This window comes from Jeotgalibacillus sp. JSM ZJ347 (assembly GCF_044383825.1).
In the GTDB taxonomy this organism is placed as follows: domain Bacteria; phylum Bacillota; class Bacilli; order Bacillales; family Jeotgalibacillaceae; genus Jeotgalibacillus.
In genome coordinates, this window is sequence record NZ_JBISEN010000001.1 from 529372 (window position 1) to 550254 (window position 20883).

Genomic DNA, 20883 nt, shown 5'->3' on the forward strand with positions numbered 1-20883 from the left:
ATTGTACTATTAAATTATTGATATTATTTGGGGTTGAAAGTATGAGAAAATTACTGTTATTGTTGTTTTTCTTCGTGATTGGAGCTACTGCTTACGTATTCTCAGCAATTGGAGATCAGCTTTCTGTATTATAATAAGTGATGAACCGGATAAAGTAGCTGAGTTTCGGCATCCAGAAGCGGCAGGATAAAATAGTCCCGCCGCTTTTATTTCTTTTAGAAATTGCGGTGATAGTATGAAAACACTTATGATCTCCGGATATAAAGCGCATGAGCTCGGCCTTTTTAAGTCCAGTGACCCTGCTGTTGGCATTATAAAAAAAGCGATTAGACAGCGTTTGACAGCACTTATTGAAGAAGGTCTGGAATGGGTGATTGTATCCGGCGGGCTCGGTGTAGAACAATGGGCTGCTGAAGTGGTTATTCAGTTGAAAGAAGAATATCCCGAACTGCAGCTTGCTGTCATTACACCTTTTTTAAATCAGGAAGAAAACTGGAATGAAGAAAATCAGATGAACTATGAAACGATTTTAAAAGGCGCTGATTTCACAGCGTCAGTGTCTAACAAACCTTATACAGATCCTTCCCAGTTCAGAAACAGGGACGACTTTTTACTGGGTAAGGCTGATGGATTACTTATCATCTATGATGAAGAAAAAGAAGGTTCTCCAGGCTTTCTGATAAAAAAAGCCAAAAACTTTGCTGAAAAAAATAATTTGGAAATCATTAGAGTTGATTTTCAGGATTTGCAGTGGATTGCAGATGAAGAAGCGCTGAATGAATCAGAACCTGATTGACAAGCGACCTCCTTTTTGGAAAAATAAATATACTGTATATGATAGCCGAGGTGAATATGAATGAAAAATGACGTGGCACAATTAACAGCTAAAGAAATACTTGAACGTGAATTTAAAACAGCAATGAGAGGCTATAAGCCGGAAGAAGTAGATGCTTTTCTTGATCAGATCATCAAAGATTACGAAACATTTAATGAGCGGATTGAAACACTTGAAAATGAATTGAAAAAAGCGCAAAAAAGCAATGAACCTCAGCGCAGATCGGCAGTTCAGCAGACGCAGCCGCAAACAACTGCAAGTGGAACAACTAATTTTGATATCTTAAAGAGGCTGTCAAATCTGGAAAAAGAAGTGTTTGGGAGAAAATTATACGAAGACAGGTAATAAAAGCTGCTTGCTAAACGTGACTGTTCACTGTATAATTTGATTTTGGCTAAACCGGCTAAATGGTTGGGCAATTGCTGCTTTATGCAGAGGAAAGTCCATGCTCACACGGCGCTGAGATGCCCGTAGTGTTCGTGCTTCGCGAAAAAATAAGCGGAGGCAGCCTGATGAGTCAGGCTGACGGCAGAGAGGATACCTAAGTCTTAATGATATGGTATGCATCTCTTGAAAGTGCCACAGTGACGAAGTTCTGTCAGAAATGACAGAAGTGGAACGAGGTAAACCCCACGAGTGAGAAACTCAAACAATGGTAGAGGCACTTTCCCGGAGGAAATGAACAAAGGGAGAGGCCGGCATGATTGCCGGCAGATAGATGATTGCCACTTGTCGTACGAGCTTAACAGGCGCTTAAGTACGCTTGAACAAAACATGGCTTACAGACCATTAGCTGGTTGACCAATTTTATAATGACATGATCAGAAGGCATGACCGATTTCAGGAGGTCTGCCTTTTTTCTTTCGAATCAGGGTATGATGAATATAGAATAAACATTATCAGAGGTGACATATGGCTATTTATAAATTAGTTGCTACTGCAGCGATGGGTCTTGAATCAATTGTTGCAAGAGAAGTAAAAGACCTTGGTTATAAAACAACGGTAGAGAACGGGAAAGTATTCTTTGAAGGTGATGAGCTTGCGATTGTAAGAGCTAATATGTGGCTGCGTACTGCAGACCGTGTAAAGCTTGTCATGGGTGAGTTTAATGCCTATTCTTTTGACCAATTGTTTGAAGGTACTAAAGCGATACCATGGGAAACATTAATGCCTGTGGATGCTGCATTTCCGGTATCTGGAAAGTCGGTTAAATCAAAGCTTTACAGTGTGCCTGACTGTCAATCCATCGTGAAAAAAGCAATCGTAGAGCGCATGAAGGCAGCGTATAAGAGAATGAGTTTTCTTGAAGAAAGCGGCCCGACTTATAAAATTGAAGTAGCGATCAGAAACGATAAAGTTACACTGACAGTAGATACAAGCGGGTCTGGACTTCATAAAAGGGGTTATCGTACAGGTCAGGGGGAAGCGCCATTAAAAGAAACAATGGCTGCTGCACTGATTAAATTAACAAACTGGCGTCCTGACAGACCTTTTCATGACCCGTTTTGCGGATCAGGTACCATTCCAATTGAAGCAGCATTAATCGGACAGAATATCGCGCCTGGTTTCAACCGGGAATTTATTTCAGAGGAATGGCCAATCATTCCTGATTCAATCTGGGATAGAGTAAGAGAAGACGCAGAAGCAGCTGCAAATTATGATCAGCCGCTTGAAATCTACGGAACAGATGTAGATCATAAAATGATTGAAGTGGCCAAAGAGAATGCGATTGAAGCAGGTCTTGGAGACTTAATTCAATTTAAACAGATGCAGGTAAAAGATTTTACTGCTGACAATGATTACGGTGTGATTGTAGGAAACCCTCCATACGGTGAACGGATCGGGGAAGAAGAAGAGGTTGAAAAAATGTATCGTGATATGGGTCAGGTATTTGAACAATACCCGACATGGTCAAAATATATTATTACATCTCACCCTGACTTTGAAGACTTATATGGCAAGAAAGCAACGAAAAAACGTAAACTGTTTAACGGCTTTATCCGTACTGATTATTATCAGTATTTTGGTCAGCGTCCTAAACGTAAAAATGATTAAGGGAATGATTGAATGAATACAAAAAGCCTTCCTTTTCCAGTAACGAGTGATCAGTCATTTTATGAAGCACTAGGTGACTGGATTGGTGATGTGTTTTACGATATTTTACCGGAAAAAGGATTAGAATTACGAGATGAGCAGATTTTTATGGCTTTTCAGCTTGAACAGGCATTTAAAAATAAATCTGTCATCTTTGCTGAAGCTGGTGTAGGCACAGGTAAAACCATCGCTTACCTTCTTTACGCAGTGGCGTATGCCAGATATACAGGAAGACCTGCAATCATTGCATGTGCTGATGAAACGCTCATTGAACAGCTGGTTAAACCAACTGGGGATATTAAAAAAATAGAGCAGATGCTTGATCTGGAAATCGATGTTAGACTTGCGAAATCAAGAGAGCAGTATTTATGTTTAAAGAAGCTCGATGAAGCCGATAAACGTACAGAAGATGAAGCAATTGAAGATGTGTACCTGCAGCTGCCGGAATTCGTCTACGGGGCTGGGTCTATGTCCTCGTTTTATCCTTATGGTGACCGCAAAGAATATCCGTATTTAGATGATGAGCAGTGGCAGGCTGTCAATTATGATTCTCTACAGGATTGTCTGAGCTGTGATGTCAGACACCGTTGCGGACAAACGCTTCACAGGGAATACTACCGGCAGGCTGGAGATCTGATTGTCTGTTCACACGACTTTTATATGGAACATATCTGGACAAAGGATGCCCGGGTCAGAGAAGGTCAGCTGCCCTTACTGCCGGAAGCAAGCTCTGTTATTTTTGATGAAGGGCACCTGCTCGAATATGCTGCACAAAAAGCGCTGACTTATAAAACTTCCCTTCAATCTATGGAGAAAGTTCTATCCAAGCTTTCCGGAAATGATGTAAGAGAAAAAACGCTGTTACTCATTGATTCCATTCTGGAATTACATGATAACTGGTTTTCATTAATCAGCCGGAGTGCTGACAGAAGCTCGGAAAGAATGAAAATTACGAAAACCGATCGATTGATACAGGCTTCTGCAAACTTAAAAAAATCCATCGATTCTTTACTTGAAGAGCTGGTTTTTGAATCAGAATTATATGTCATAGATGAATATGACCTGAAAATTTCAGAAGAGTACCTTGAAACCGTATTATTCTCTTTAAAGCTGCTGGTTGAAGATGATAACGCCATAATCTGGCTTGAGGAACATTTTGATGATGAAAGGTTAGTCATTATGCCGAGAATGGTTGAAGAAATTTTGAGAGAAGAGGTCTTTTCGAAAAAACTGCCATTTATTTTTTCATCGGCCACACTTTCAGTAGATGAAGACTTTTCATATTTAGCATCAAGTCTTGGTATTGATGACTATTCATCATTTACTGTTGAATCACCATATGACTATGACGACGTGATGAACATTCAGATCCGGATACTTGAACAGCATGAACGTGCAGCTGTTGTTTCTGAAATTGTAAATCTCAATGATGGCGGATCTCTGATTTTATTCAATAATCATGAAGATCAGGATTTATTCAGGTTTACAAATCAGATCGACCAAAAGCAATGTCTTTTTGAGGGGGATGAAGAAATCAGCACCCTTGTCGAAAAATTTCAGGAGGATACTTCATCGGTTCTTTCTTCTATTAATCTATGGGAGGGCCTTGATGTACCAGGTCTGAGTCTGAATCAGGTTATTATTGAGTCCCTGCCATTTCCGCCTGATGATCCGGTTTTTGAAGCGAAGCGCAATCACACTTCAAATCCAATCGAAGATGTAGATCTGCCTTACATGCTGCTCAGATTACAGCAGGGGGCAGGCAGACTGATCCGTTCTTCTTCTGATAAAGGAAAGATTACGATCTTCCTGTCACCTGATGAAGAAAAATGGATTCCTGAAATTAAAAAGATACTGCCTGTTGAACCGGAAATAATTAAATAAGCTTAAAAAAGAAACTGAGATTCACTTTCTCAGTTTCTTTTTGTATATTATTTCAGATACCGAAATAGATTCATCATTTTTTCAGAAAAGTATGATAAGATGTAAATGATAAATGACTGGAGGGATTAGTTTGACTTTAGAAACAGTAAAGACAGATTTTGTTAACCATCTTAAGAAGATTTCTGCATATCAGGAAGCTTTAGGCTTAATTTTTTGGGATTTACGCACAGGTGCCCCTAAAAAAGCGATTGAACAGCGCTCAGAAGTGATCGGCACCCTTTCATCTGAGGTGTTTAACCTTTCAACATCCGATCAAATGGCTGAATACATAAATGAACTGAATCATCATAAAAGTGAACTTGATGAACTTACAGTGAAAATGCTTGAAGAATGCGAAAAAGAATTTAACCGCAATCGTAAAATTCCTGAGGATGAGTTCAAAAAGTATGTCGTGTTAAAATCCAAGTCTGAAAGTGTCTGGGAAGAAGCACGTGAAAACTCGGACTTTGCTTTGTTTGAACCTTATTTAAAAGAGCTTGTGGACACGACTAGACGATTTGTTGAGTACTGGGGCTATGAGGACAATCCTTATAACACACTTCTTGATATGTATGAGCCAGGCGTTACAGTTGAGGTGCTAGATGAGGTGTTTGGGCGTGTCAGAGAGGCAATTGTGCCGCTTGTTAAAGGCATTGAAGCTTCACCTGTTAAGCCTGAAACCTCATTTATATATAAACGCTTCCCGAAATCGGCACAGCGTGAATTCAGCTTACATGTTCTAAAAGAACTCGGCTATGACTTTGATGCCGGCAGACTGGATGAAACCGTTCATCCATTTGCAACAGGACTGAATACTGGAGATGTACGAATCACTACACGTTATGATGAACTGGATTTCCGCGGGGCAATCTTTGGCACAATTCATGAATGTGGTCATGCACTGTATGAACAGAATATTGACCCGGCACTTACCGGTACACCACTCAGCGGTGGAACTTCTATGGGGATTCATGAATCACAATCATTATTCATGGAAAATTTCGTAGGTCGTCATCCGGAATTCTGGCGTTGTCATTTGCCTGCACTGAAAGAATATTCACCTGAACAATTCAACGACGTAACTGTTGAAGAGTTTCTATCAGGGATTAATGAATCAAAACCCTCACTGATCAGAGTCGATGCAGATGAGCTGACATATGCCCTGCACATTATGATCAGATATGAAATTGAAAAAGGTCTCTTTAACGGTGTATATGAAGTGCATGAACTGCCGAAAGTATGGAATCAAAAGTATGAAGAATATTTAGGTGTAACACCAACTGATGATGCTGAAGGAATTCTGCAGGATGTTCACTGGTCAGGAGGCGCATTTGGCTATTTCCCTTCATATGCCCTTGGCTATATGTACGCTGCACAATTCAAGCATGCGATGCAAAAAGATCTTCCTCAGTTTGATAAATACATCAAAAATGGTGAAATCGCACCGATTAAAAACTGGATGACAGAAAAAGTCCACCGTTTCGGTAAGACGAAAAAGCCGCTTGAAATACTGGAGGAAGCTACTGGTGAAGGGCTAAATGCAGACTATCTTATTAAATATCTGCAAGACAAATATGCTGAATTATATGACCTTGAACTTGCAAAATAAGGAGTGGGAAATATGGAGCTTCCTTCGTTCAGATTAGAAGGGAAAAAAGCAATTATCACAGGAGCAGGCAGAGGGATTGGGCGCGCTCTGGCAATTGGATTTTCCCAGGCAGGGGCTGAAGTCATACTTTGTTCACGTACACAATCAGAACTTGAACAGGTAAAGAGTGACATTGAACAGCTCGGAGGCAAGGCTTCAGTCTACCCGGTAGATGTGACAAACACTGCAGAATTAAAATCCACTGTTACTGAGATTTATAAAGAACATCAGCAGATTGATATTCTGGTAAATAACGCGGGTATGAATATTCGATCAAAAGCAAATGATGTTACAGAAGAAGAGTGGGTCAGAATTATGGATACGAATGTGAAATCAGCGTTTATGATGTCGCAGGCTGTAGGAGCAAAAATGCAGGAGCAGATAAGTGGGGGCAGCATTCTATCTGTATCATCTGTTGCAGGTCATGTGGCACTTAAAACAGGTGTGGTTTATGCAGCATCTAAAGCAGCGATGATCCAGATGACTAAAGTCCTTGCCTACGAGTGGGGAAGCAAAGGCGTCAGAGTGAATTCAATTGGACCATGGTATTTTGAAACACCTTTGACAAAACACTTACTAGAAGATGAAAATTATCTTAATGAAATTTTAGCCGTTACACCTTTAAAAAGAGTTGGTCAGGTGGAAGAACTGATTGGACCTGCACTCTTCCTTTCTTCAGAAGCGGGAAGCTATGTGACAGGACAAACATTGTTTGTTGATGGCGGGATGACGATTAACGGGTTTTAAAAAGTTTAGTTTATATCAGCTTCACATAAAAAACAGAATTCTATAGTAGAATTCTGTTTTTTACTGTTGAATAGAGACCAGAATTGAAAATTGACCAATTCCTGCAGCGTTAAAAGGTAAATGAATTGCCTGTTTGAAGTTATGAAGAGTAGCTTCACCCGACATGACAGAAGGAGGTGTAATATCCATTTCTACTCCTTCAGAAGAAATATAAGTTGTCAGATTACCCGCGATCATGTTGCCGATCTCTCCGATGAAAGAAACAAGCATGTCACCTTCCAGGTGCATACCATACATTGTATGGCCAAGACTGCTAAAATGCTGCTTACCGCCATCAATAAGAATATTTCCTTTTATCTCCCCAGTCATTCCGATTAATACGGCGATCTGATCCTGTTTATAAGGGACTGTTAAAACAGATGGATTACTATGTTCAATTGATACAGGAACAACACTCCGGATAGAATGAACCATTCCATTTAATAAATTACTCACTACTTTTGAAGTGCTCATCTTTACCTCCACTATAAATAATGATTATATTATACCATTACTTTATACTTATTAAATAGTTTATTGAATTTTCTTTTTAAAATGATTTAATTTCTTTAACGTTCTAATCTATTTTTCGATACAATGGTAAATGAATATAGAAATGTCTTATTATCAATCGAATTTAAAGGAATGGTTACTGTGAATAAAACGGATTTTGACATCCGGAAAGACGAATTATTAGATAAACTGATCGGATTTTATAATAAAGCTGCTCATTATGGTGATCATGAAAGAGCAGAAAAAACGATGCATCTTGCAGAAAAGCTATACCGGGAAGAAATCGTTATTGCGTTTTGCGGACATTTTTCAGCAGGAAAGTCAGCAATGATTAACTATCTGACTGGTGAAAAACTCCTGCCTTCGAGTCCTATTCCAACGAGTGCCAATTTAATTGCCTTACATACAGGTGTTGAAAAGCCGGTGCATGTGACGACTTCTGACCAAAAGGTTTATGAACTGCAGCCGCCTCTGGATGAAACGGCGATTATTAAGCTGGGTAAAGAGGGTCTTACTGTAAAAAGAATTGATATCTATAAGCATTCAGATACACTTCCTGAAGGCGTCACTTTACTGGATACCCCGGGAATAGACTCAGTTGATGATGCCCATAAAAGATCAACTGAATCGGCAGTACATCTGGCTGATCTTCTCTTTTTTGTCATGGATTATAATCACGTACAATCAGAAATGAATTTTGAATACATAAAACATATGTCACAGCATAATAGAAAAATTTACGCGGTCATTAATCAGGTAGATAAACATAGAGAAGAGGAGCTTTCCTTTAACACCTACCAAAACGCAGTTGAAAGAGCTTTTTTTGACTGGGGTGCAATGCCGGAAAAGTTTTTCTACACCTCTTTAAAAAAACCTGACCATTCAATGAATCAAAGCTTACAGCTTAAAAACGAAATCACTGAAATGACAGGAGAAAAGTATGACCTGTTAATTGATTCAGTTGCAAGTTCACTCGATGTATTAATGTCAGAGATGAAGTCATATCTGGAAGATGAAATAGTTGAAGTCGTTGAGACATATTCTTCAATTGTGAGTGATGAAGATATTAAAAATAAAGAAAAGATATATCAGGAAGCTGAAGAGCTTAATGATAAACGGATACATTCTCTTGAAGACTGGTCATCTGACTTTGATCTGGAAATGAATAAAATACTTAAATCAAGTTATTTAATGCCTGCAGAAGTAAGAACGCTTGCTGAACGGTACTTAGAATCTATTCAGCCTAATTTTAAAGCAGGCGGGTTATTTGCCGGTAAAAAGACCAGGCAGGAAAAGGAACTGAGGGAAGACCAGCTGAATAAAAATCTAAAAGAGATCATTGATGAACAGCTGGTATGGCACGCAAAGTCAACACTATATAAGTTTCTCGATCATGCAGGTGTTTCCCGCACCGGTTGGAGTGAGAAAATTGAAAAAATCTCAATTCCTGAACCGATTGTTATTGCCAGAGAGAATGTTAAAAGTGGTGCAGGAATTACCGGCGAAGCTTTACTCAATTATTGTGACGGGATTGCAGCGGATTGCAGAAAAGAAATCAAAACCCAAATGACGCAGATCAAACAGGAAGTCATGGAAACAATGGATGACCAGATAGAAGAACATGCGGTGAGAAACACAGCAAAACAAACTGAATTTACAAAGAAAGTGAATGTATTAAAACAAATTGAGGAATTAGAAAATAAGATCAGTCAATTTAATCGTATTGAACCTAATCAGTCTCTTAAAGAAGAGTGGATATCAAAATGGAATCATGAAGCCGGAGTGGAAAAGTTATCTCAGCTTGATCACCTGATTACTGAAGAAGAGTCTGCTGAGAGTGAAGATGCTGTTGTAAATACAGTGCCGGTTACAGAATTGGACGAAGAAACTTTATTGCAAAACAGCCTTCAGCTGGCTGAGGAATTAAAAGATATTAATGGGTTTGAACAACATTCAAAAGTACTGGCAGAACAGGCTGGACGATTAAAAAATAAGCAATATACAGTTGCGCTTTTCGGGGCTTTCAGTGCCGGGAAATCAAGCTTTGCCAATGCGATGCTTGGAGAAAAAGTGTTGCCCGTTTCTCCAAATCCGACGACGGCATCCATTAACCGGATCTATCCGCCGGATGCCGAACACCCGGACCAAACGGTTAAAGTTCATTTTAAGCAGGCTTCAGAGCTGCTCGAGGATCTGCAGGAGGCAGCTGACGCAAAGGACGTTCAATCATTAGATAAAATGGTTGAAACACTTCCTGCCGTATTAAAAAGTAGCCATCATTTGTCAGAGTCCAAAAAGAATTTCGTCAGGGCTTTTTTAAAAGGCTGGGAGAATTACAAATCTGATCTTGGTCTGACGAAAAAAATTCCGTATGATGAATTTCAGGGTTATGTATCCAATGAGCATCAATCCTGTTTTGTAGAAGCAATTGATTTATACACAACATCTTCTATATCAAAAAAAGGTGTTACACTGGTTGATACACCAGGAGCGGATTCAGTGAACGCCAGACATACTGATGTATCATTTGATTATATTCGTAATTCAGATGCCATTCTTTTTGTTACTTATTTTAATCATGCTTTCGCAAGGGCAGACCGCGAGTTTTTGATTCAGATGGGCAGGGTTAAAGAAAGTTTTGAGCATGATAAGATGTCTTTTATTGTTAACGCAGTAGATCTGGCTGAAAGTGAAGAGGAAAAGCAGGATGTCATCAACTATGTCAGAAAGCAGCTTCAGACGTTTGGTGTTAAAGAACCTAAAATATTCGGCGTATCAAGCTTGCAGGCTTTAATGAATGATGAACATTCCGGCCTGAAGGCGTTTCAGGATGAGTTTTCACTGTTTATTGATCAGGAGCTGGATTCAATTGTTAAAAACAATACAGCGGAATATTATGAACAAACAGTAAACAGAATGACCATTCTTTTAAAACAGATGAGAGCTGATGAAGAAGAAAAGGAAAAGAGAAAGTCGAATTTGTCCTTACTTTCAGAAAACCTTGTCAGCTACTTCGATTCTTCTTTTAAAGAAAGCGTAAAATCTCAAGCTGATCAGGAGTTAAAAGAACTGCTGCATTATGTAAATCAACGTGTTTTTTACAGATTTTCAGACTTTTTTAAAGAAGCATTCAATCCAGCAGGCTTTCATGACAAATCAAATAAAGCAGCACTTGCTCAGGCGATGACTGAATGTATTGATATGGTCAGGTTCGATTTTTCTCAGGAATTTAAGGTGGTCAATTACAGACTGGAGCAGCAGATCCTTAAGCTTTACAGATCTGAGCTGAATCGTATATGGGATCAGCTGACCGAAGTATTTCCTGAAGGAGTTAAACCGGATACAGCCTTAGAACCTGCCACTTTACTGTCATTTAATCATGTCTTCGAAGAGCTTCATGAATCTGACTTTAACGAGGAGAAATCAATGTTTAAAAATACGAAGTCTTTCTTCGAAAAAAATGAGAAAAAGTTTATGCAGCATGCACTTGAAGATAAGTTTAAAGATAAAGCAGCAGCTGAAATTGATGACGTAACAGCACAATTATCATTATGGTTGAATGGGGAATTATTAAGAGTTGAAGAAACTTTATATCAGCGCTGGCAGCAAGACCTGTCAACTCAAATTGAAACAACAGAGAAGAACTTATATTCTGAAGCGTATGCTTTAAAACTTGAGCATGCACTGAACATGGTTTCTGATCATGGATGAACGTGAGTATCATGTATGTGCCACCTGTATTCATTTCCAGGTGGAAAGAAACAATGCTGGTAAAATCGTCTACTATTGCAGAAGGCTAGGTTATGAAACAATGCCTGATTATAAATTCAGGTGCTGGGAACCGAAAGAACATGTGTTAAAATTAATGAGAAAAAGGCGGGGGTAGGTATGCAGGCAGCAGTATCTGCTGAATGGTTATTAGAACAGATTGAACTGAATCGCAAGGTTACAATCCTGGATTGCAGATTCGAATTAAGCTCACCTGATTCAGGGGTACAGTCATACAAAAAAGCACATATTCCGGGTGCTCATTACTTACATCTCAATGATGATCTGTCAGGAGAAGCTCAAACACACGGCGGACGTCACCCACTGCCGGATCTGGTCCGTTTAAAACAGAAGTTGGAACGCTCAGGCGTATCAAATGATATTCCGGTCGTTGTTTACGATCAGGGTGAGGGGGCATTTGCAGCTAGAGCCTGGTGGCTGTTAAAGTATACCGGGCATGAGCAGGTGTATTTATTGAACGGCGGTTTTAAAGAGTGGTCTGATAAACAATATCCGGAAACTGACGTCATTCCGGAAAAGCAGAATACTGTTTTTAACGTCAACGTTCAATCTGATATCGTTGCAGACAGAAAAGAAGTTGAAGATGTTGTACATGGAAAGCAAAGTGCATGTCTGATTGATTCGAGGGATTATACAAGATATATTGGAGACCATGAGCCAATTGACCGTGTCCCGGGCCATATTCCCGGCGCAATCAATAACGAATGGGTGAACAGCTTTAAAAACGGCTGGCTTCTTGATACTGAAGAGCAGTCTAAAAGATTCTCAGAATGGGATAAAAAACAGCCTTTAATCGTATATTGCGGAAGCGGCGTAACAGCTTGTCCAAACTTTATTGCATTAAAAATGGCGGGGTTCAGTAACGTAAAGCTTTACCCGGGCAGTTACAGTGATTGGGTATCATATGATGACCATGAAATTGAATTAGGGGATGCCACACACATCCCACAAAAAAAACAGCAGGATTAATTCACTTCGTTTAAATTGTGCTCGGCAAAAAGGAGATTACCATGAAACACGTACTTTTAATAGATGGAATGGCGCTTTTATTCAGGTCATTCTTTGCAACAGCGGTGTCCAATCAATTTATGTACAATCAGGAAGGTACGCCGACTAATGGCATACAGGGATTTATAAAACATACAGTAACAGCAGCTGAGATCATTCAGCCGACCCATGTCGCGATTTGCTGGGATATGGGAAAGGAAACATTTCGGAACGAAGAATTTTCACTTTATAAAGCGAATCGCAATGCACCACCTGAAGAACTGATTCCGCAATTTGATCTTGTTAAAGAAATAGCTGAAGAGCTCCATTTTCATAATGTTGGTGTAAAAGGCTATGAAGCGGATGATTGTATCGGTACAATTGCAAGAAATGAAGCTGACAGTAAAGTAAGTATCGTCAGCGGCGACAAGGATTTACTTCAACTGTTAAGACCAAATGTAGATGTCTGGTTAGTTAAAAAAGGTTTTGGCTCTTATGATACGTATAATCTTGAAAGGTTTCACAAAGAGTATGAAATCACACCACGTCAATTCATTGATGTAAAAGGGTTAATGGGTGACACAAGTGACGGCTACCCGGGTGTGAAGGGTATAGGAGAGAAAACCGCTTTTAAGTTAATTAAAGAGTTCGGCTCAATTGAAGGAATTCTTGAAAACATTGAGCGGTTAACGCCCGGTCAGAGAAATAAAATCATACAGGATCAGGATATGCTGCATCTGTCGAGAAAGCTTGCAGAGATTTATTGTGAAGTACCGATCGAAGCACCTTCAGCAAAAGACTGGAATGGTTTACCCGGACATGCTTTCGAAGTAGCAGAGAAGTATGGTTTAAGATCTGTTAAAAAATTCATGGAGCAGGGTATAAAATGAATAAATCCTTAGATGACTTTGTCGCTGATCTTCATGCCCGCGGGTTTAAACTGGATGATGAAGCAATAGGCTTTATCTATTTCGGAAAAAAATTTACCGGTGCAGATGATCAATTGATTAAAATGGCAATTGAAACTACCCTTAAATGTCAAAAAAGATTTGATTCCAGTTTTTATATGTCTGTATTGGAAGAATTGTCAGGAAGAAAGTGGAAAGATAAAAATGAGATGACAGAGCATTTAAAAGCAAAAGGTATGGCATTATAAAAGAAGAGCTGCTCAGCTCTTCTTTTTTTGTTTGTAAATGGCTTCTCTTGCAAGCTTATCAGCAACAGCATTTTCTTTGCCCGGGATCCACTTAATGAAAAAGAGATCAAACTGATCCAGTAACTGGGTCATCTTCGGTAGATAATGTGCATATTTTCTGTTTTTGATAAACCTTTTCTCAACTGCTGCATATACAGCCTGAGAATCCGTTTTGCATGAAATAATCTGATCTTTATACGGCAGACATTTTTCAAGGCCGATGATAAATGCTTCATACTCAGCTTCATGATTTGTCATTTCATCTAAAGGAATCGAATACTGAAGACTGTTATGGCCGTTCTTGACAAAAATACCTGCACCGCTTAACCCTGGATTACCTGCACTTGCACCATCTATATAAAGCTCAATCATCTTGACCACCTCTATATGTAGTGTATCAGCAGTTGCATACGTGAACAATTCGGTTGTACAATAAAATGAATGAGGGAAGGGGGATCTGCACTTGGAAATTTATTTTTCGGCTCAATATGAGCACCCTTCAGGCGCAAAAGTTTCATTTCAGAGTGATTGGATTCATGATAATCAGGCGTTATTATTTTTAGCTGATTTTGAAAAAACCGGACGTTTCTCTGATATTGTCATTCACGATGATCTCGATCAGCAGTGGAATATAAAAGAATTTAAAAAGCTGATGAGTAGAACATCAGGTTCTGCAAAAAATATAACGATTTATTTTGATGCTGCATTTTCCAAGACGGATCAGACGGCGGGTCTCGGATGGACATTGGAGTATAAAAAAGACGAAGAATCATTTATTGAGAAAAATAATAAACAATTAGGTCAAATTACTTCTAACAACGAAGCTGAATATGCAGCGCTTTATTATGCAATTGATCACGCAATAAAAGTTGCTGACGGTCATCAGCAGATCATTCACTGTTACGGAGATGCATTAACTGTTGTGAATCAAATGTCAGGTGAATGGCCATGTTACGATCAGGTTTTGTCTAATTGGGCTGATAAAATTGATTCACTAATAAATAAACATGGTATGTCTGGTGAATACCATCATATAGGCAGGAATCAAAACAAAACTGCTCATAAATTAGCCAGTCAGGCATTCAATAATAGAGATATTAAAAGTCTGAACAGAAACGAGAAGGATGATTGAAATGGAAAAACAAATGGCGATTTCAGCTGTTGATGAACTGATGAACACATATTGTAATGCCTGCCCGATAAAAAAGCAGCTCAGATCAGAAAAAGGGAAAATTTCCGCCCATAAATTCTGTATTTCTGAATGTTCAGTCGGTTTAAAAATTCAGGCAATCGGCAGGCTGCTTAGTTAGTCCTTGTGATAAATAAAAAGCGTACAAAAAAAGCCGGCTGATCAGCCGGCTTTTTAAATTAATCTTTTTTTACCACATTCGCAGCCTGAGGACCCCGATTACCTTCAATGATTTCGAAAGAAACTTCCTGACCTTCCTCTAGGGATTTGTAGCCATCACCCTGCACGGCCGTAAAATGCACAAATACATCATCGCCACCTTCAACTTCCAAAAACCCGTAGCCTTTTTCGTTATTGAACCATTTTACTTTGCCATTATGCATCTGATTTCCTCCCTGCTATTTCCCTAAAAGATTTCCACTATCAGCTTTTCGCCAATGAATGATATTTTTACTATACACATCATTAAAAATCGAGTCAATAACAAGATTGAATTTTCAAAATCATTTCTATTCTTTATCACGGGAATTAGCCCCCTGTAAGAGTTGTTTCACTTAGTCCGTTATAGTACACTTTACAAGTAGTAAAATCATGGTTCCTGGAGGAGGGGTCCCCGCATGCCAACGCCCAGCATGGAGGATTATATTGAACAAATTTATTTATTAATTGATCAAAAAGGGTATGCAAGAGTTTCAGATATTGCTGAAGCCCTTTCAGTACATCCATCCTCTGTAACAAAAATGGTTCAAAAACTGGATAAAGATGAATATTTGATCTATGAAAAATATAGAGGGCTTGTTCTTACAAAAAAAGGAAACAAAATAGGAAAAAGACTTGTTTTCAGACATGAACTGTTAGAACAGTTTTTAACTGTTATTGGAGTAAAAGCCGAAAATATTTATAATGATGTTGAAGGAATTGAGCATCATCTCAGCTGGAATTCAATTGACAGAATCGGTGATTTAGTTCAATTATTTGAAAATGAACCTGAGCTGATCGAGAAGCTTAGGAAATTACAGGAAAAGGAAGACCAATAAACCGCCTGCAGGGCGGTTTTTGTATGTTTATATCCAGGTTTCACATGTTATAATTAGATTATTACATGTAGCGGAGGCTTGTTATGACGACTAATAAAACTGTTCCTTCTGATATTGATATTGCTCAGGCTGCTTCGATGGCACCAATTCACGAAATAGCTGCCGGAGCAGGACTGGCTTTTGAAGACATCGAAATGTATGGTCAGTATAAAGCCAAAATTAAATTTGACACCATCAAACGCTTAAAAACTGCCCAGGACGGAAAATTAATCCTGGTTACCTCAATTAACCCGACGCCTGCCGGCGAAGGGAAATCGACTGTCACCGTTGGTCTTGCTGATGCACTGAAAGCTTCAGGCAAGAATTCCATGGTTGCTTTAAGAGAACCATCTCTCGGACCTGTAATGGGTGTAAAAGGCGGTGCTACCGGCGGAGGGTATGCGCAGGTGCTGCCAATGGAGGATATTAATCTTCACTTTACAGGCGATATTCATGCGATCACGACAGCTAATAATGCTTTATCTGCTTTTGTCGACAACCATATTCATCAGGGGAATGATCTTCAGATTGACCCGCGAAAAATCATATGGAAGCGGGTCATGGATATGAATGACCGTGCACTCAGACAAATCGTTATTGGTCTTGGAGGTCCTGCAAGAGGCGTACCGAGAGAAGACGGATTTGATATTACTGTTGCATCAGAAATCATGGCTGTATTATGTCTTTCTTCAGATCTAAATGATATGAAAAACCGATTATCAAATATTGTCATTGCTTATACATATCAAGGAGAACCAGTCACGGTAGCTGACCTTGATGTACAAGGTGCACTGACGCTATTACTTAAAGATGCACTAAAGCCAAACCTTGTTCAGACGCTTGAACAAACACCAGCTTTGATACACGGTGGACCATTTGCCAATATAGCGCACGGATGTAACTCAGTACTTGCGACTAAAACTGCTTTAAAGCTTGCTGATTATGTGGTGACTGAATCGGGATTCGGAGCTGATCTTGGTGCTGAAAAGTTTTTGAACATTAAAACCAGAAATACTGAAAAACACCCGGATGCTGTTGTGATCGTTGCTACAGTAAGAGCTCTTAAGATGCATGGCGGGAAGTCAAAAAAAGAATTAATTCATGAAGATACACAATCACTGAAAGCAGGATTAACAAACCTTAAAAAGCATATTGAAACCATTCAGGAGTTTGGACTTCCGGCTGTCGTAGCCATTAATAAATTCCATACAGACAGTGCAGCTGAAATCAGTATTCTTGAAGAATTCTGCAAGAGTGTACAGGTACCTTTCTCATTAACTGAAGTCTGGGAAAAAGGTGGAAACGGCGGAATTGACCTTGCTGGAAAAGTCATTGAAGCGATAGAAAATCCAGGTGATTTTTCTTATCTTTACAAACTTGATCTGCCAATTAAAGAAAAGATCAATACGATTGTTACAAAAGTATATGGTGGTTCTGAAGCAGTATTTTCTAAGAAAGCAGAAGCACAGATTAAACAGTTTGAAGCCTATGGATGGGGCACTTTGCCGATTTGTATGGCGAAAACGCAATATTCGTTATCTGATGATCCAACGCAATTTGGCCGTCCTGAAGGATTTAAAGTCACAATAAGGGAAATTGTACCGAAACTTGGGGCAGGTTTCCTTGTAGCATTGACTGGAGACGTGATGACCATGCCAGGACTGCCAAAAACTCCTGCTGCTAAAAATATGGACGTAACTGACGATGGAAAAGGAATAGGCTTGTTTTAATTCCATCGCATAAATGCAAAGCATCCGATAAAAGGATGCTTTTGCTTTTTAATTACTGAATCTAAATAATGTCGAAGAAAGAATGTGGGGATAATATGTTTGATCCGACTGCGTTTGATAACTTAAAGACGGTTCTCGAAGGGACTGTCTATGATCGGGATCTGGATGGGACAATTAAGATTAAGACTAGATCTGATCAGGTAGATATAGCAACACTTTGCCGCAGCTTTACGCTTACTTTTTATGTAGATGAAGATGTATTTGAAGCGGATATGAATTTATATGCAGATTTAAAGAAATTATCAGCTGAGCTGCTGCCTGACACTCAGGGCAATGAAGCCGGAGCAGCCATTTCAATCGTCTTCAGAAAGTATGGGGTTGAATGGACTGATAAAGAATTGTCGGTTCTGTCAGAACAGTGGGGAGAAAACAGATGCTATGATATCAGAAAAATCTCTTCAACAAGAAATCAGGATTATTGCGAAGCAATCGTACGTTTTGAGCGAACCATTACGGAAGATATGCTACGAGATATAGAAGATATGGTTTATTTTGTGATTGAAACCCTGGATTTTCTAGAGGGAAAAAAACAATGATTGTTACGAATGAACAGTTAAAAATTGCCGAGTCAGCGGTTAAAACGTTTTATAAAAATGACCATACCGGTCACGGGTGGGACCATATTGTGAGAGTAAGAAATCTTGCGATGAAAATCGCCGATCTGGAAGGCGTTACAAATTTCAATCTGATCGAATTGCTTAGTCTTTTACATGATGCCGGAGACGAAAAACTTCACGAATCAAATCAGGCTGCTGAATCTTTTCTGAATAGTATCTTAAGCAAGTTAGGCCTTTCTAAAGAAGAAGAGGGTGAGCTTTTTAATGAAATTAAATCGATCAGTTATCGGAACCGGCACATATATAAGGGACAAATTGAAAGTAAAATCGTTTCGGATGCAGACAGACTGGATGCAATTGGTGCGATCGGTATAGCAAGAGCATTTACATATGGCGGTGCCCGTGGGGTAAAACTTCATAGTCAAAAAAAGGGTGAGTCTTCAGTGATGTCACACTTTAGTGAAAAATTACTGAACTTGAAGAATGAAATGCATACAAAAACTGCTTACAAAATTGCAGTTGAGCGTGACCGTTTTTTAAAATTGTATAGAGATCAATTTTTGAATGAATGGAATGGTAAAAAATGAAGCAGTGTAAAGTGTTAAATGTATATAAATCCTACGGTGAGAAATCCCTTTTTGAAGATTTGTCTTTTACGATTACTGACTCTGACAGAGTTGGATTGATTGGCGTAAACGGGACAGGGAAATCCACTCTGATGAAGCTGATCGCAGGGATAGAATACCCTGATGCCGGTGAAGTGTATAAACCAAAACAATATTCAGTAAAACTTTTAGATCAGGAACCGGAGCTGAATGGCGATCAAACGGTAATGGAGACAATATTTGAAAGTGATGCAGCAGTTACAAAGCTGATGACAGAATATCAGCTGGTGATGAGTGATTACGAAAACAATCCTGAATCTGAAGAAGTGCAGGAAAGAATGCTGAAAATTCAACAGAAGATGGATGAGGAAAATGCCTGGGATGCAGCTTCAAAAGCCAAATCAATTCTATCTAAGCTGGGTATAAATGATACAGAAAAAAGGATTTCAGCGCTTTCAGGCGGTCAGAAAAAAAGAGTTGCACTTGCGCAGGTTTTATTAGAAGAACCTGATCTTCTTCTGCTTGATGAACCGACTAACCACCTGGATTATGAAGCAATCCTGTGGCTTGGACAATATCTGCAAAAATATGCAGGTTCATTATTATTTGTATCGCACGACCGCTACTTTATTGACCAGGTATCAAATGCAATGCTTGAGATTGATAAAGGCAGAGCGTTCAGATATAAAGGAAATTACCAGCAGTTTATTGAAGCAAAAGCTGAGCGTGAAGAACAGGAAGCGTCAGCAGAAAAGAAAAAAAACAACTTATATAAAAACGAACTTGCCTGGATGCGAAAGGGTGCAAAAGCGAGGACAACTAAGCAAAAAGCAAGAATACAGCGCTTTGAAAGTCTGGAAAGTTCAATGGATAAAAATCAGGATCAGGAACTCAGTATTGGTGCATTAAGCAGCAGGCTCGGAAAACAGGTCATCGAATTGAAGAGTGTAACCAAGACGTTTGAACGTGAATTATTTAAAGACTTCAGTCTGCTGATTACACCGGGTGACAGAATTGGAATTGCAGGCTCGAACGGCAGCGGAAAATCAACATTAATGAATATGATTGCAGGTAAAATTGAACCTGACAGGGGAACTGTAGAAATTGGACAGACAGTTAAAATGGCATACTTTTCACAGGAAATAGAAGAGATGGATCAAAAGATGCGAATGATTGAGTATATCAGGGAGTCAGCAGAAGTTGTGGAAACCGCAGAAGGTTCAATTTCAGCTTCACAAATGCTTGAACAGTTTCTGTTTCCTCCTGAAGTTCACGGGACTCCTATATATAAGCTTTCTGGTGGCGAAAAGAGAAGACTGTATTTATTAAAACTATTAATGAAGCAGCCCAATGTTTTATTACTTGATGAGCCTACAAATGATCTGGATACTCAAACACTTACAGTACTTGAGAATTTCCTTGACATGTTCGGGGGAGTGGTCATTACAGTATCCCATGACCGTTACTTTTTAGATAAAGTAGCTGAAAAGTTAATTATTTTAAACGAGACTGCCACTCCTGAAATAACACTTGATGCTTATTCAACCTATCTTGAAAAACAAATTGATGATCAGGACAAAGCACCTGTTCAACAGGTTGTGAAGGCACAAAAACACTCAAATGAAAAAGAGAAAACAAGGCTTTCTTATAAAGAAAAATTAGAATGGGAAACCATTACTTCGGATATAGAGGAAATTGAAAACAGCATTACATTACTTGAAGAAGAATTAAATCAAACAGGCAGCGACTATATGCGGGCTGAGGAAATCAATCACGAAATAAAAGAATTAAATGAAAAGCTCGAGCAGGCCATTGAAAGATGGAGTTATCTTTCTGAATACGCTGAGTAAGCCCATTTCTTCAATAGAAATTTTACTTATGATACAATGCAACTAG

The 20883-nt window shown here is 39.1% G+C and carries 20 protein-coding genes and 1 other RNA gene; 18 read left to right on the forward strand and 3 right to left on the reverse strand.

Annotation, left to right across the window (positions count from 1 at the left end; genetic code table 11):
* The first annotated feature begins 235 nt into the window (after positions 1-235).
* The 7 genes from ACH6CZ_RS02725 to ACH6CZ_RS02755 all read left to right on the forward strand — a co-directional run bounded on the left by ACH6CZ_RS02725 (position 236) and on the right by ACH6CZ_RS02755 (position 7247).
* The gene (locus ACH6CZ_RS02725) at positions 236-796 is read left to right on the forward strand and encodes an SLOG family protein (RefSeq protein WP_374095884.1); all 561 of its coding nucleotides are present in this window, start codon (positions 236-238) and stop codon (positions 794-796) included.
* 60 nt (positions 797-856) lie between these two features.
* On the forward strand, positions 857-1180 hold the full coding sequence (gene gpsB, locus ACH6CZ_RS02730; protein WP_374095885.1) for a cell division regulator GpsB: 324 nt from the start codon (positions 857-859) through the stop codon (positions 1178-1180).
* A gap of 62 nt (positions 1181-1242) precedes the next feature.
* An RNA gene (gene rnpB / locus ACH6CZ_RS02735) (RNase P RNA component class B) lies at positions 1243-1622 on the forward strand.
* A gap of 125 nt (positions 1623-1747) precedes the next feature.
* The gene (locus ACH6CZ_RS02740; RefSeq protein WP_374095886.1) at positions 1748-2890 is read left to right on the forward strand and encodes a THUMP domain-containing class I SAM-dependent RNA methyltransferase; all 1143 of its coding nucleotides are present in this window, start codon (positions 1748-1750) and stop codon (positions 2888-2890) included.
* A 12-nt stretch (positions 2891-2902) separates the two neighbouring features.
* Positions 2903-4813: an ATP-dependent DNA helicase gene (locus ACH6CZ_RS02745; protein ID WP_374095887.1), complete on the forward strand. Its 1911-nt coding sequence runs from the start codon at positions 2903-2905 to the stop codon at positions 4811-4813.
* A gap of 112 nt (positions 4814-4925) precedes the next feature.
* On the forward strand, positions 4926-6461 hold the full coding sequence (locus ACH6CZ_RS02750; protein WP_374095888.1) for a carboxypeptidase M32: 1536 nt from the start codon (positions 4926-4928) through the stop codon (positions 6459-6461).
* Between the two features lie 12 nt (positions 6462-6473).
* Positions 6474-7247 (forward strand): SDR family NAD(P)-dependent oxidoreductase, encoded by a 774-nt coding sequence (locus ACH6CZ_RS02755; RefSeq protein ID WP_374095889.1) that lies wholly within the window; start codon positions 6474-6476, stop codon positions 7245-7247.
* Between the two features lie 60 nt (positions 7248-7307).
* Here ACH6CZ_RS02755 and ACH6CZ_RS02760 read toward each other — a convergent pair whose 3' ends face one another.
* Complete coding sequence (locus ACH6CZ_RS02760) at positions 7308-7760, reverse strand: chemotaxis protein CheX (RefSeq protein WP_374095890.1); 453 nt, start codon at positions 7758-7760, stop codon at positions 7308-7310.
* 180 nt (positions 7761-7940) lie between these two features.
* On the opposite strand from ACH6CZ_RS02760, the gene ACH6CZ_RS02765 reads away from it, so the two are divergent.
* The 4 genes from ACH6CZ_RS02765 (at position 7941) to ACH6CZ_RS02780 (ending at position 13731) form a co-directional block, all read left to right on the forward strand.
* Entirely contained in the window at positions 7941-11510 is a 3570-nt protein-coding gene (locus ACH6CZ_RS02765) for a dynamin family protein (protein ID WP_374095891.1), read from the forward strand.
* 177 nt (positions 11511-11687) lie between these two features.
* A complete protein-coding gene (locus tag ACH6CZ_RS02770) occupies positions 11688-12557 on the forward strand; it encodes a sulfurtransferase (protein ID WP_374095892.1) in 870 nt (289 codons plus the stop codon).
* 41 nt (positions 12558-12598) lie between these two features.
* Positions 12599-13465 (forward strand): 5'-3' exonuclease, encoded by an 867-nt coding sequence (locus ACH6CZ_RS02775; protein ID WP_374095893.1) that lies wholly within the window; start codon positions 12599-12601, stop codon positions 13463-13465.
* A complete protein-coding gene (locus ACH6CZ_RS02780) occupies positions 13462-13731 on the forward strand; it encodes a DUF6123 family protein (RefSeq protein WP_374095894.1) in 270 nt (89 codons plus the stop codon). The genes ACH6CZ_RS02775 and ACH6CZ_RS02780 overlap by 4 nt, the downstream gene beginning before the upstream one ends.
* Positions 13732-13743: 12 nt before the next feature.
* On the opposite strand, the gene ACH6CZ_RS02785 is transcribed toward ACH6CZ_RS02780, so the two are convergent.
* Entirely contained in the window at positions 13744-14142 is a 399-nt protein-coding gene (locus ACH6CZ_RS02785) for a reverse transcriptase-like protein (RefSeq protein ID WP_374095895.1), read from the reverse strand.
* A 91-nt stretch (positions 14143-14233) separates the two neighbouring features.
* On the opposite strand from ACH6CZ_RS02785, the gene ACH6CZ_RS02790 reads away from it, so the two are divergent.
* Positions 14234-14902 (forward strand): reverse transcriptase-like protein, encoded by a 669-nt coding sequence (locus ACH6CZ_RS02790; protein WP_374095896.1) that lies wholly within the window; start codon positions 14234-14236, stop codon positions 14900-14902.
* Position 14903: 1 nt separating this feature from the next.
* Complete coding sequence (locus ACH6CZ_RS02795) at positions 14904-15080, forward strand: zinc-finger domain-containing protein (protein WP_374095897.1); 177 nt, start codon at positions 14904-14906, stop codon at positions 15078-15080.
* Between the two features lie 58 nt (positions 15081-15138).
* Here the strand turns inward: ACH6CZ_RS02795 and cspD are convergent, their stop codons facing one another.
* Complete coding sequence (cspD, locus tag ACH6CZ_RS02800; RefSeq protein ID WP_374095898.1) at positions 15139-15342, reverse strand: cold-shock protein CspD; 204 nt, start codon at positions 15340-15342, stop codon at positions 15139-15141.
* A 234-nt stretch (positions 15343-15576) separates the two neighbouring features.
* On the opposite strand from cspD, the gene mntR reads away from it, so the two are divergent.
* The 5 genes from mntR to ACH6CZ_RS02825 all read left to right on the forward strand — a co-directional run bounded on the left by mntR (position 15577) and on the right by ACH6CZ_RS02825 (position 20837).
* Entirely contained in the window at positions 15577-15996 is a 420-nt protein-coding gene (mntR, locus tag ACH6CZ_RS02805) for a transcriptional regulator MntR (RefSeq protein WP_374095899.1), read from the forward strand.
* Positions 15997-16079: 83 nt separating this feature from the next.
* Positions 16080-17765: a formate--tetrahydrofolate ligase gene (locus ACH6CZ_RS02810; protein ID WP_374095900.1), complete on the forward strand. Its 1686-nt coding sequence runs from the start codon at positions 16080-16082 to the stop codon at positions 17763-17765.
* Between the two features lie 68 nt (positions 17766-17833).
* Positions 17834-18361 (forward strand): hypothetical protein, encoded by a 528-nt coding sequence (locus tag ACH6CZ_RS02815; RefSeq protein ID WP_374095901.1) that lies wholly within the window; start codon positions 17834-17836, stop codon positions 18359-18361.
* Positions 18358-18969, forward strand: coding sequence for an HD domain-containing protein (locus ACH6CZ_RS02820; RefSeq protein ID WP_374095902.1), 612 nt, complete (start codon positions 18358-18360; stop codon positions 18967-18969). The genes ACH6CZ_RS02815 and ACH6CZ_RS02820 overlap by 4 nt, the downstream gene beginning before the upstream one ends.
* Complete coding sequence (locus tag ACH6CZ_RS02825) at positions 18966-20837, forward strand: ABC-F family ATP-binding cassette domain-containing protein (RefSeq protein ID WP_374095903.1); 1872 nt, start codon at positions 18966-18968, stop codon at positions 20835-20837. The genes ACH6CZ_RS02820 and ACH6CZ_RS02825 overlap by 4 nt, the downstream gene beginning before the upstream one ends.
* Positions 20838-20883: the final 46 nt, after the last annotated feature.